The organism is Aneurinibacillus migulanus (genome assembly GCF_001274715.1).
In the GTDB taxonomy this organism is placed as follows: domain Bacteria; phylum Bacillota; class Bacilli; order Aneurinibacillales; family Aneurinibacillaceae; genus Aneurinibacillus; species Aneurinibacillus migulanus.
The window spans coordinates 181,596-194,631 of record NZ_LGUG01000002.1 but is presented as its reverse complement, the minus strand read 5'-3'; the positions used below and the strand labels follow the sequence as shown (position 1 = coordinate 194,631).

The 13,036-nt window shown below is 45.7% G+C and carries 10 protein-coding genes and 2 pseudogenes; 7 read left to right on the top strand and 5 right to left on the bottom strand.

Annotated elements, in window-relative coordinates:
• Positions 1-4: 4 nt before the first annotated feature.
• The 4 genes from pyk (at position 5) to AF333_RS00960 (ending at position 3,754) form a co-directional block, all read left to right on the top strand.
• Positions 5-1,756, top strand: a complete 1,752-nt coding sequence (pyk, locus tag AF333_RS00975; protein WP_043068707.1) for a pyruvate kinase — start codon at positions 5-7, stop codon at positions 1,754-1,756.
• 12 nt (positions 1,757-1,768) lie between these two features.
• The gene (locus AF333_RS00970; RefSeq protein WP_043068708.1) at positions 1,769-2,197 is read left to right on the top strand and encodes an acyl-CoA thioesterase; all 429 of its coding nucleotides are present in this window, start codon (positions 1,769-1,771) and stop codon (positions 2,195-2,197) included.
• 21 nt (positions 2,198-2,218) lie between these two features.
• On the top strand, positions 2,219-2,626 hold the full coding sequence (locus tag AF333_RS00965; protein ID WP_043068709.1) for an FxsA family protein: 408 nt from the start codon (positions 2,219-2,221) through the stop codon (positions 2,624-2,626).
• Between the two features lie 141 nt (positions 2,627-2,767).
• A complete protein-coding gene (locus AF333_RS00960; protein ID WP_043068710.1) occupies positions 2,768-3,754 on the top strand; it encodes a bile acid:sodium symporter family protein in 987 nt (328 codons plus the stop codon).
• Between the two features lie 41 nt (positions 3,755-3,795).
• On the opposite strand, the gene ytvI is transcribed toward AF333_RS00960, so the two are convergent.
• Complete coding sequence (gene ytvI, locus AF333_RS00955) at positions 3,796-4,929, bottom strand: sporulation integral membrane protein YtvI (RefSeq protein WP_043068711.1); 1,134 nt, start codon at positions 4,927-4,929, stop codon at positions 3,796-3,798.
• A 287-nt stretch (positions 4,930-5,216) separates the two neighbouring features.
• On the opposite strand from ytvI, the gene citZ reads away from it, so the two are divergent.
• The 3 genes from citZ to mdh all read left to right on the top strand — a co-directional run bounded on the left by citZ (position 5,217) and on the right by mdh (position 8,830).
• A complete protein-coding gene (citZ, locus tag AF333_RS00950; RefSeq protein ID WP_043068712.1) occupies positions 5,217-6,326 on the top strand; it encodes a citrate synthase in 1,110 nt (369 codons plus the stop codon).
• A 145-nt stretch (positions 6,327-6,471) separates the two neighbouring features.
• Positions 6,472-7,746, top strand: coding sequence for an NADP-dependent isocitrate dehydrogenase (icd, locus tag AF333_RS00945; RefSeq protein ID WP_139188892.1), 1,275 nt, complete (start codon positions 6,472-6,474; stop codon positions 7,744-7,746).
• A 139-nt stretch (positions 7,747-7,885) separates the two neighbouring features.
• Positions 7,886-8,830, top strand: coding sequence for a malate dehydrogenase (gene mdh, locus AF333_RS00940; RefSeq protein WP_043068713.1), 945 nt, complete (start codon positions 7,886-7,888; stop codon positions 8,828-8,830).
• 63 nt (positions 8,831-8,893) lie between these two features.
• Here mdh and AF333_RS00935 read toward each other — a convergent pair whose 3' ends face one another.
• The 4 genes and pseudogenes from AF333_RS00935 to AF333_RS34280 all read right to left on the bottom strand — a co-directional run.
• Positions 8,894-9,982 (bottom strand): glycosyltransferase, encoded by a 1,089-nt coding sequence (locus AF333_RS00935; RefSeq protein WP_043068714.1) that lies wholly within the window; start codon positions 9,980-9,982, stop codon positions 8,894-8,896.
• A gap of 63 nt (positions 9,983-10,045) precedes the next feature.
• Entirely contained in the window at positions 10,046-11,473 is a 1,428-nt protein-coding gene (locus AF333_RS00930; protein ID WP_053432641.1) for a glycosyltransferase, read from the bottom strand.
• A gap of 193 nt (positions 11,474-11,666) precedes the next feature.
• A pseudogene (locus AF333_RS34440) lies at positions 11,667-12,176 on the bottom strand (hypothetical protein); the annotation flags it as partial.
• 1 nt (position 12,177) lies between these two features.
• A pseudogene (locus tag AF333_RS34280) lies at positions 12,178-13,036 on the bottom strand (collagen-like protein); the annotation flags it as partial.

Genomic DNA, 13,036 nt, shown 5'->3' with positions numbered 1-13,036 from the left:
AACGATGCGAAAAACAAAGATTGTATGTACTATTGGTCCTGCAAGTGAATCGATTGAAACGCTGAAAGCGTTAATGGAAGCGGGAATGAATGTAGCCCGCCTAAACTTTTCCCATGGCTCCCATGAGGAACACGGCGAGCGGATTGCTACGATTCGCCAGGCGGCTTCAGAGCTCGGAAGGAACGTGGCGATTCTGCTGGATACGAAAGGACCTGAAATTCGTACAGGTGTATTGGAAAAGCCATCTGTGGAGCTTGTAGAAGGCCAGACAATTGTATTGACCACAGAAGAAATCAAAGGCAATGAGAAGCGCGTGTCGGTGACATATGAAGGACTTCCACAAGATGTCCATCCAGGGTGTACAATTCTTATCGATGACGGATTAATCGGGTTAACGGTCGAAAAGATCGAAGGTAAGGATATTCATTGCCATATTCGCAATGGCGGAACGCTGAAAGATAGAAAAGGGGTTAACGTACCAGGAGTACAGATTGGACTTCCAGGTATTACGGAAAAAGATGCAAAAGACATCGAATTTGGCATTGAGCAGGGGATCGATATCATCGCAGCCTCCTTCGTTCGCAAAGCAGAGGATGTGTTGGAAATCCGCGAAATCCTTGAACGTCATAATGCAGATATTCACATTATCTCCAAAATTGAAAACCATGAAGGAGTGAATAATGCAGCGGATATTCTGGCTGTCTCTGACGGATTGATGGTGGCGCGTGGAGATCTTGGTGTGGAAATTCCGGCTGAAGAAGTACCTCTTGTACAAAAAGAATTGATTCGTCGCTGCAATGAAGTCGGAAAGCCGGTTATTACTGCAACGCAAATGTTGGATTCTATGCAGCGCAATCCTCGTCCTACCCGCGCAGAAGCGAGCGATGTCGCGAACGCGATTTTTGACGGAACGGATGCCATTATGCTGTCAGGGGAGACCGCTGCGGGTAAATATCCGGTAGAAGCTGTAGAAACAATGAAACGGATTGCCGAGCGAACAGAAACGGCGCTTGCATACCGTGAAATTCTGCATACGAATTCCGTTGCCAAGCAAACCGTCATTCCGGACGCACTTAGCCAGGCGGTAGCGAATGTAGCTTTTGACTTGGATGCGCAAGCTATTATTACTGCGACGGAGAGTGGCCATACGGCACGCATCGTATCCAAATTCCGCCCGAAAGCGCCAATTATTGCTGTGACACCGAACCTGCACGTCTGCCGTAAGCTGGCGCTTGTCTGGGGTGTAATTCCGCTTCATAGTGAACCAACGGAAAGCACGGATGAGATGCTTGATAGCTCTGTGCGTACAGCGGTTCGCTCTGGTATCGTAAAACGCGGTGACCTGGTGGTTATTACGGCAGGTGTCCCAGTACGTGAACCGGGAACGACTAACTTGCTGAAAGTCCATATTGTAGGCGATGTGGTTGCACGCGGACAGGGGATCGGACATAGCACTGCTACAGGTAAAGTGCTTATAGCTAAAGATGGCACCGAGACTCCACCTGTGGAGGGAACGAACTTTATTGTGGTTGCCAAAGCCACGGATCGTGAAATGATGCCATTAATCCAAAAAGCGAGTGCACTCGTGATTGAAGAAGGCGGATTGACATCCCATGCTGCAGTTGTTGGTTTGAATCTTGGCATTCCGGTTATCGTTGGTGTGGCGAATGCAGTTCAACTGTTTGCAAACGGTGATGAAGTAACGGTTGACTCGTCTAGCGGATGCATTTATGCCGGTTTTGCCCGAATTTTATAAAGGTGGACAAACATGGAAGAAAAAGAGAAGTGGTTTGAGACAACTGTACGGGTCCGCTATCAGGAGACGGATCAGATGCAGGTTGCCTATCATGCCAATTATCTGGTTTGGTTCGAAGTAGGGAGAACGGAGATGATTCGGCAGATGGGATTTTCCTATCGCCGGTTTGAAGACTTAGGATTCATGCTTCCCGTAACAGAAGCGAATGTAAAATATAAGCGTTCCGCCCGCTATGATGACGAAGTGCTAATTCGCACAAGGGTTAATCATTGCGAAGGGGTTCGTCTGGTGCTTGGCTATGAAGCGCTGCTTTTGCCCGATCGTGAGTTGTTGGCTTCAGGAGAAACACACCATGTATGGACATCGCTTGATTTGAAGCCGGTACGTTTAGAAAGACGGGCTCCTGAACTATATGCTTTGATGAAACAGTACGAATGGTAGGAGAAGGGAGGAGAAGACACGATGCGTGTGCTTATTATGCTTTTTTTGCTTGTACCCATATTAGAAATCTGGTTTCTAGTGGCGGCGGGCAGAGGGATCGGATGGGTTCCGGCATTGTTGCTATGTGTTTTGACCGGAGTAATCGGGGCCTGGCTTGCCAAGCGGGAAGGATTGCAAATTTTTCGGCTGGCGCAAGTACAGTTAAGCCGCGGCGAATTGCCTGGAGAAGCGATTTTGGACGGAATTTGCGTTTTCATGGGAGGTCTTCTTCTCCTTGTACCCGGATTCCTTACAGATATTTTCGGTTTTTTGCTGTTAATTCCGTACACTAGAGGAATTGCCAAACTGTTTATCAAACGCTGGCTATATAAGCGAATACGTAACGGCCAGCTTAATATATTGACATTTAACAAATTTAATCGTTTTTAAAGGGAAGAGCGTATGATTGCCGTAAGGGTATTTACGGCTACTATACGCTCTTTTTTTGTTTTCTACTATGAAAATGTTGAATAATACAAAAAATAGGAATAGAATAACATAAATATAGAAAGAGAAAGTTGAGGGGTATAAATGGGAGCTTTAGAGAGAATAAGTAAGTTTGTGGGCGATACATTCGCCATCTGGGTGTTGCTGTTTGCCGTCCTGGCGTTCAGCATGCCTGATTCCTTCGCCTGGTTGGCGAAATATACTGTTCCGCTGTTGGGAATTATTATGTTCGGTATGGGTCTGACTTTATCAGCTAATGATTTTAAGGAAGTGTTCCGACGCCCGAAAGATGTTCTGATCGGTGTTATCGGTCAATTTTTAATTATGCCTCTACTCGCGTTTGGATTAGCCAAAGGACTGGGTCTTCCGCCTGAAATAGCCGTCGGAGTTATCTTGGTCGGTTGTTGTCCGGGAGGTACCGCTTCAAACGTAATGACGTATTTGGCTAAAGGTGATGTAGCGCTATCTGTGGCGATTACTTCGGTTACCACAGTGCTTGCACCGATAGTTACTCCTTTTTTAATTCTACTGTTTGCTAGTGAATGGATTCCAGTAAATGCTGGTTCGCTATTCTGGTCTATTGTACAAATCGTTATTATACCTATCATACTTGGTTTCCTTGCTAAAACCTTGTTCCGAAAGCCAGCAGAAGTGGGAGCGAAGGCGCTACCGCTGATTTCCGTTATCGCTATTATTGCTATCGTATGTGGAGTTGTGGCGAGCAGTCAGGAAAAAATAGCAACATCGGGGCTTCAGATTTTTGGTGTAGTTATCATACACAATGTATTGGGTCTTATGCTCGGATTTTTATTTGGCAAGATGCTTGGAATGGACATGGCTAAACGCAAAGCGGTCTCCATTGAAGTGGGAATGCAGAATTCAGGGCTTGGAGTAGCGATTGCTACTGCGCATTTCTCCCCGTTATCTGCTGTGCCGAGCGCCATCTTTAGCGTGTGGCATAACATCTCTGGACCGATTGCAGCTACGATTTTCAGCCGGATAAAAGAGGAGAGAGAAAAGGGAGAGATAGAGTCGTCTCTTCCATCAAAAAATACGACAATCGAGAAATAATGCGAAAACGGAGCCTGATATTGTCGGGCTCCGTTTTCATGTTATGCAGGTGGTGTTCCTTTAATAAATAGCCATACGTCGCGGAAGACGCCGGCGCCTTGCAGCGCATTAATGACAACCAGTAGCACGGGTCCCAGAATCAAGCCGAGAAAGCCGAACAGCTTAAGACCTACGAATAGGGCAATTAATGTGAGCAGTGGATCGAGACCTACATTGTCGGCCACAATTTTTGGTTCCATTACTTGCCGTTGTACGATAACAATCGCATAGAGAATTCCCAGTCCGATGGCCAGGCGGATATCCCCATCGAAAAATGCATATGCGATCCAGGGAACGAATACAGTGCCAGTTCCAAGGTAAGGAAGTAAATCGACAAGTCCGGTCAGAAGGCCAATGGAAACCGCATACGGTACACCGATAATGAGCAGACCGATAATAACGATGACTGCGGTAATAGAGATTAACGTAAATTGTGCCTTAACGAAGCCAACAAGCGCTTTACGTAAATCCCCCGTTACGCGCGTACTTCGTGTTATTAAATCTGCTGGGATGGCGCTCTTTGTTTTATTTGCGATTTTATGGTAATCCTTACTGATGAAAAAGGCTGACAATATAGATATCACCAGAACTGTCGCAGTATTCGGAATGGAGCTTAGCAGATTGCTGATCCCACCCAGGAAAGTTTTGGTGATATTCGTTCCGGCTTGCGCAATTCTGGTCATTGCTTGTCCGACATTTTGCTGTATTTTTTCCTTATAGCTGGCATCAAGATTACTGTACAGGTTCATAAAGCGATCGTATAAGCTGGACTGAAGGCTATGTGATACAAAATTTCTGGCATAATTGGAAAGCTGATCAATATAGATGGGCAGCATTTCCAGAAGTTTGCCGATTTCGATGATCACCTGCGCCACAAGTACAGTCGTAATTCCGAGCAGTACCAGGATAACAACGGTCAGCACGCTCGTTACCGCAAGCCAGCGGGGCCAGCGACCTCGGCGTTCGAGCAAATCCACTGGACGTTTAATCAGATATGCGATAATGAAACCGATGATAAACGGGTACAGTAAAGGGGTAAGGAAAAAAGCAAGTTTATATACGACGTATATGACCCCGATAACAAGCAGAAAGCGCAACGCCTGGAACAATCGATGGTAAAATAAAGTGGTATTCATTTCGACCTCCTTTAAAATGATGGGTCTGGATTGACACTTTCTTAATTCTCATTTTTAGGTTATGATAATTGTGGACAAAAAAGCAAGATTTTGTGTACGTTGTGGGATATTTCACATTTTTTTTAAGAAACATTCACAAACCAGATGAAATATTCTATAATTATTTTAAACAAAAGAAGTGTCCTCTCTCTTTTTTTATGCCTTCATAGGCTTCCCTGAAAAGAATGAGGACATCTTCGAAAGAACGTCCGACAGATAAATTTTAGGGATAAAGGAGAGATAGTACTATGTCAGCAAAAGGTTTAGAAGGTATTGTAGCTACTCAGTCTTCCATTAGTTCCATTATCGACGGAGTACTTACATATGCTGGTATTAATATCGATGAGCTTGCGGAAAACGCTTCATTCGAAGAAGTAATATACTTGCTATGGCATGGACGCCTGCCAAAAGCTGATGAGCTAGCTCAGTTAAAGAAAGATCTGGCTGAAAACGCTGCAATTCCGGAAGACGTAATCGCGCTTCTGAAAGCGAGTCCAGAAGGCAACCATCCGATGTCCGTTCTACGCACAGCAATCTCCGCTCTGGCCCTGTATGATCCTGAAGCACAAGATATGACCAGAGAAGCAAATCTACGTAAAGCAACGCGCCTGCAATCAAAAGTAGCGACAGTTATTGCCGCTTACCATCGTCTTCGCCAAGGCAAAGAAATTGTGGCTCCACGCCCGGATTTCTGTTTGGCGCAAAACTTCCTATACATGTTAAACGGAGAAGAGCCAGATCAAATCGCTATTGACGCGCTCGATACTGCACTTGTTCTGCATGCTGACCACGAACTGAACGCCTCTACGTTCGCAGCACGTGTTACAGTAGCTACCCTGTCCGACATTTATTCTGGTATTACTTCCGCCATTGGTGCTCTGAAAGGACCGTTACATGGGGGAGCGAATGAAGCTGTAATGGCGATGCTTGAAGATATTAAGGATCCGGCTCAAGCGGAAAGCTATATTCGTGAGAAGCTGGCACAAAAAGTGAAAATCATGGGCTTTGGCCACCGTGTATACAAAGATGGTGACCCGCGTGCGAAACATCTGCGTAAGATGTCCGAGAAGCTAACAGAAATTACAGGACAGTCACAATGGTATGAAATGTCCGTAAAAATCGATGAACTGGTAACTTCGGAAAAAGGTTTGAAGCCAAATGTAGACTTCTACTCTGCTTCCGTATATCATAGCCTGGGTATTCCACGCGATTTGTTCACACCGATTTTTGCCATTAGCCGTATGTCTGGGTGGACAGCGCATATTCTGGAACAGTACGAAAATAACCGCCTTATTCGTCCGCGTGCCGAATACGTCGGTCCAGTGAACGCTCACTACGTTCCGCTTGACGAACGCTAAAACATAAGCAAATTTTAGGCAGGGGGTTACGCAAGTACCCCTTTCCTATATTTTATTCATATTGCGTAATCGGGGGACAACCTCCGGTAAGCTGTAATACATATCTTGGGAGGGTTATGACGTGTCTATTTTCGAAAAGTATGAAATGCCTACACACGGAGAGAAAATCACGGTTGACAGCACGGGAACACTCAATGTTCCAAACAATCCCATCGTTCCTTACATTGAAGGGGACGGCACTGGTCCGGATATCTGGAATGCATCTGTTCGCGTTCTGGATGCAGCTGTAGAGAAAGCATACAATGGCGAGAAGAAAATCGCATGGTATGAAGTGTATGCCGGCGAGAAATCTTTCAATAAGTATGGCGAATGGCTTCCGAAAGACACACTAACAGCAATCAATGAATACCTGGTAGCAATCAAAGGCCCTCTGACTACGCCTGTTGGCGGCGGTATCCGCTCCATCAATGTAGCGCTGCGCCAGGAGCTTGATCTATATGCATGCGTAAGACCGGTACAATATTTCCAAGGTGTACCTTCTCCTGTAAAGCATCCTGAACTGACAAATATGGTTATTTTCCGTGAGAACACGGAAGATATTTATGCTGGTATCGAGTGGCAAGAAGGCAGCGATGAAGTGAAAAAAGTTATCTCCTTCCTGCAAAACGAGATGGGTGTGCATAAAATCCGTTTCCCGGAAACATCAGGTATCGGTATTAAACCAGTTTCCAAAGAAGGGACAAGCCGTCTTGTTCGTGCTGCCATTCAATATGCGCTTGATAACAACCGTAAGAGCGTAACGCTTGTGCACAAAGGAAACATCATGAAATTTACAGAAGGTGCTTTCAAAAACTGGGGTTACGAAGTAGCAGAAAAAGAATTCGGCGATAAAGTATTCACATGGGCACAATATGATCGCATCGTTGAAGAGCAAGGCAAGGACGCTGCTAATAAAGCACAGGCAGAAGCAGAAGAAGCGGGCAAGCTTATTGTAAAAGATTCCATTGCTGACGCATTCCTGCAACAAATCCTGACCCGTCCTGCTGAGTATGATGTCGTAGCTACATTGAACCTGAACGGTGACTACGTTTCCGATGCGCTTGCTGCACAGGTTGGTGGCATCGGTATTGCGCCAGGCGCAAACATTAACTATGTAACAGGTCGCGCTATTTTCGAAGCAACGCACGGAACAGCTCCGAAGTATGCAGGGCTGGACAAAGTAAATCCTTCTTCCGTTATCCTGTCGGGCGAAATGCTTCTTCGCCACCTTGGCTGGACAGAAGCGGCTGACTTAATCTTGAACGCTATCGAGAAGACAATCGCTTCCAAGGAAGTAACGTACGATTTTGCACGCTTAATGGAAGGTGCGACAGAGCTGAAGTGCTCTGAGTTCGGCGATGCATTGATTAAGAATATGTAAGGTGGATGTACGTTTTTTTACGGGGCAACGCATGCACAGCACGTAGCTGTGTGTACGTTTCCCCTTCCTTATGTGTTTAACATGTTTTTGCATGTTAAATTTACATGTATAAAACTCATTTAACCAGGAGGGAACCTTTATGTCTTTCAAGCGTAAAAAAATTGCTGTTATCGGTTCTGGATTCACCGGAGCTACCACTGCATTTTTGCTTGCACAAAAAGAGCTGGGTGACGTTGTACTCGTTGATATCCCGCAAATGGAGAACCCAACAAAGGGTAAAGCGCTGGATATGGCTGAAGCCGGTCCGGTACAAGGGTTTGATGCCCGTGTAATCGGTACATCTAACTACGAAGATATCAAAGACGCAGACCTCGTTATTGTAACAGCTGGTATTGCACGTAAACCTGGTATGAGCCGTGATGACCTTGTTAACACAAATGCAGGTATCATGAAAGCTGTTGGTGAGCAAATCAAAACATATGCGCCGAACAGCACGATTCTTGTGTTATCTAATCCGGTAGATGCAATGACATATACGCTCTTCAAAACAACAGGCTTCCCGAAAAACCGTGTAATCGGTCAATCTGGTGTACTCGATACTGCACGCTTCCGTACATTCGTAGCAATGGAATTGAACCTGTCTGTAAAAGATGTAACAGGCTTCGTGCTTGGCGGTCATGGCGATACGATGGTTCCGCTTGTTCGTTATTCCTATGCAGGTGGCATTCCGCTTGAATCGCTTATTCCGAAAGAGCGTCTGGATGAAATCGTGGATCGCACACGCAATGGTGGTGCAGAAATCGTTAACCTGCTGGGTAATGGTTCTGCTTACTATGCACCGGCCGCTTCTCTGGTGGAAATGGCAGAAGCTATCCTGAAAGACCAGAAGCGTATTATTCCTTCTATCGCATACCTGGAAGGTGAATATGGCTATAACGATTTGTACCTTGGCGTGCCGACTTTGCTTGGTAAAGATGGCATCGAGAAAGTATTTGAACTCGAACTTACGAGTGAAGAAAAAGCACAGCTGGATAAATCTGCAGATGCCGTTCGCAGTGTAATGGCTGTATTGAAATTCAACTAGTCGTATGAATTGAGTTTTTATAAGAGTCCGGCGTGTATCCGGACTCTTTTTTATACATATATTTTACTTATTTGTTGCAAGTATTCCATGTTTCGATTCCAATAAATGTTTATTATGAAGTACGCTGTTATCTTCCGGTCTATACTTACGGGCTTCCTCATTGTGCTCATATGCTTTCTGATAATCGCCTAAATAATAATAACAAATGCATAGTTGAAGGTGGGGATACCAGGTATGGTAGGCAGGATAACTAAAGCTCCATTGCTCGGAATCGTTTGTTAACTGCGTTGCAAATTCGAACCAAGGAGCTGCCGTTTTATAGTCTTTTTTACGCAGAAAATGATATCCAATCCGGCAAACAGCTTCCGCTTTTGGTTTTGCATATTGAAAGCTCTTTAACAATGAGGTCAATTCGTTTGGATAATCACCTAGACTCCGATAACAATCCCCCATAAAAATACAAGCATGTATTTTGTCTTCGACCCATCCTTCTTTTAAAGAGAGGTTGTTTTGATAACTTTCAATTGCCTTTTCATAATGTCCGTTTTCTCTTAACTCATTCCCATAATAAAAATAGTCTCTTGCCGTAAACGTATCTCCTCTGGCGATTTTTTGTTCATAGATGCCTAAGTTTCTTCTTACGGAGTGTTTTATTTTTTTATGGGTTACAGCTATATCCGAATTGATTATATGTCCGTGAACTTCTAAATAGTTATGACAGTCCCCACGCCATTGAAAATTCTTCGTTCTTTTCAGCAATCGGTTTCGTCTGTATCGTAATGTCACATTTCCGTATTCATCCATACCAGCGTTGTAATACATGGATACAGAATCGACGGAAGGATCGAGGTTTTCTTTTAACTCCATGAGTTTTATCCGATCTTCCTCCAATAATACATCGTCTGCGTCGAGATATAATATATAATCCATAGTGGCAAAGGTGAAGGAATGGTTTCTTGCAGCTGCGAAATCTCCTGTCCATGTATAGTGGAATACACGATCTGTAAATCGCTTTGCAATTTCCACTGTGCGGTCAGTAGACCCGGTATCGACAATGTTAATTTCGTCAACGATATCTTTAACTGAATTCAAACATCTCTCTAACGTTTCTTCTTCGTTTTTGACAATCATGCATAGGCTGATCGTAATCATTTTTTCATTCCTCTCAAATCATTTTTCATTTGAAGAATATTGCATAAATTAGGCTGAAATCCTTTATGATAGCGATTCTACTGCTTCATAAATACGGAGGATTTTTTTGCTGTTTGTCAGCATGTCATGATAACGTTCCACGTATTTACGTCCTTGTCGGCCGATTTCCGGTAGCATATCTTGATTTTGAAGTACATATTCGAGCTTATTGACAACATTGTCGGGGTTTGCTGAAATAATCGGCAAATCCTCCGGATAATTATCCTGCATGTAATCGCTAATCCAGCAAATAACAGGCTTTCCCATTGCCATGCATTCAACAGCGAAGAGTCCATAACTTCCGATATGAAGCTGGTCGATAATAATATCCGCTTTACGATAGATTTCCATTGCCTCTTTATGTGACATTCCATGGACTAATTGAAAATCGAACTCGTAATGGGATTTTAAATGTTCCACTGCTTGAAGGATGTATTTTGTTCCTTTTATTTCTTGGGAGGTTGGGGCATGAACAATAAGGGGTTTTGGATGTAATGTCGTATTTTCTTCTGGCTGATACATGGATAAATCAATCATGGAAGGTATGATATATACGTTCTCATAAAAGTTTTTGACATATTCATGTAGCTCCCGATCGGCTACAAAGCAGTGACGTATGTGTCTAGACAGTCTTTCTAATCTATATTTTATGCTTTCCTCGTTCATTACTTTTGCCTTTGCGTAGGGATTTAGCTTACGAGCCTGGGAATAGAAACGGACTTCACTTCCCCAATGCTGCATAAAAAGGGATTTGTTTGCCCGATTTAACATCTCAAGATCAGCCCCATCAAGCGTCAGTGTTGTACCGAAATGGAAATGAAAGATGTTGTATTGTGACATTAGTTTGTTTGTTAGTTTTTTTAGTCTAGCATTGAGATTTTTATCGTTTTGTTCTTTAGCCAGATTCCAGGTGTAGTCAGAACTGTAGCCTAAATAAAAGTCATAATAGCTTAACGTCTTTGATAGAATACCTAAACTTTGTAGGCCTTTTGACAATACATTCATTTGGTTAGCAATTTCCATCGTTCCCTGCAGCACACGAAGGGGTTTAGCTTCGTCAGCCGAACTTTCTTTCAATTTTGCATGTACTTCACTAATTTTGGTGTCCATTTTGTCTTTTAGATTTTTATCGTTAGTAAGATTTTTTGTGTATCGATAGTGTAGCAAGGTATCTTGGTATTTATTTAAACATTCACATACAAAGCCCATATGGAAATGTAAATTTGTATGATCGGGGTATTTTTCTATGCCACGCCATAACCAGAGCCAGGCATCATCGTAATGGTCAGATTGAATGGAAAGAAGAGCGCGTAACACATAGAACTCAGGCTCTTGTGGCATTGTATTTTCATATTTATCTAAAAGGGTTTTCGCCTGGTCTAGTTCTTTCAATTGAAGGAGGTGTCGAATATTATTTTTTAATTTATTTGTATCGTTTTCGTAATCATTCATCCGATTCTCTCCTATTAAGTATTAATGATTTGCCTATTTTTTAGCTTTAAAATAGATAGGAGAATGCCTTCCATAGAGGAAGGCATTCTCCGGCTTTACAGCGCGGGTTATATTACAGAAAACGTATAATATTTAGGCTTCTTGTTTTAGCACATATACTGTTTATGCTTAGTCCAGTCGGTCTAGTGACACCCTAAGGTCCAGTCGGTCCGGTAGCTCCAGTTGGTCCAGTGGCTCCAGTTGGTCCAGTAGCACCCGTCGGTCCGGTAGCACCAGCCGGTCCAGTCGGTCCAGTCGGTCCAGTCGGTCCAGTCGGTCCGGTAGCTCCAGTTGGTCCAGTTGGTCCAGTAGGCCCGGTAGCACCAGTTACTCCAGCTGGTCCAGTGGCACCCGTCGGTCCAGTCGGTCCAGTACTACCTTGTGGTCCAGTGGCTCCAGCCGGTCCAGTAGCACCCGTAGCTCCAGTTGGTCCAGTAGCTCCAGTCGGTCCAGTCAGTCCGATCATTCCAGTGGCACCAGTTACTCCAGCTGGTCCAGTCGGTCCGGTAGGCCCAGTAGGCCCGGTAGCACCAGTTACTCCAGCCGGTCCAGTAGCTCCAGCCGGTCCAGTAGCACCCGTCGGTCCAGTCGGTCCAGTGGCTCCAGTAGCACCAGCCGGTCCAGTAGCGCCTGTAGGTCCAGTCGGTCCAGTGGGTTGCTCCCGNTCCAGCCGGTCCAGTAGCACCCGTAGCTCCAGTTGGTCCAGTAGCTCCAGTCGGTCCAGTCAGTCCGATCATTCCAGTGGCACCAGTTACTCCAGCTGGTCCAGTCGGTCCGGTAGGTCCAGTAGGCCCGGTAGCACCAGTTACTCCAGCCGGTCCAGTCGGTCCGGTAGCACCTGTAGGTCCAGTCGGTCCGGTAGCACCAGTTACTCCAGCTGGTCCAGTGGCACCCGTAGGTCCAGTCGGTCCAGTACTACCTTGTGGTCCAGTGGCTCCAGCCGGTCCAGTAGCACCCGTAGGTCCAGTGGCTCCAGTTGGTCCGGTAGCACCCGTAGGTCCAGTTGGTCCAGTGGCTCCAGTAGCTCCAGCCGGTCCAGTAGCACCAGCCGGTCCAGTAGCTCCAGCCGGTCCGGTAGCACCCGTAGGTCCAGTGGCACCAGTTACTCCAGCTGGTCCGGTAGCACCCGTAGGTCCAGTAGCACCCGTCGGTCCAGTCGGTCCAGTAGCTCCAGTTGGTCCAGTAGCTCCAGCCGGTCCAGTAGCTCCAGCCGGTCCGGTAGCACCCGTAGGTCCAGTGGCTCCGGTTGGTCCAGTAGCACCTGTAGGTCCAGTCGGTCCGGTAGCACCCGTCGGTCCAGTCGCGCCTGTAGGTCCAGTGGCCCCTGTTGGTCCAGTCGCGCCAGTCGGTCCGGTGGCTCCAGCCGGTCCAGTAGCACCCGTAGGTCCAGTCGGTCCAGTCGGTCCAGTAGCTCCAGTTGGTCCAGTAGCTCCAGCCGGTCCAGTAGCTCCAGCCGGTCCGGTAGCACCCGTAGGTCCAGTGGCTCCGGTTGGTCCAGTAGCACCTGTAGGTCCGTCCGGTAGC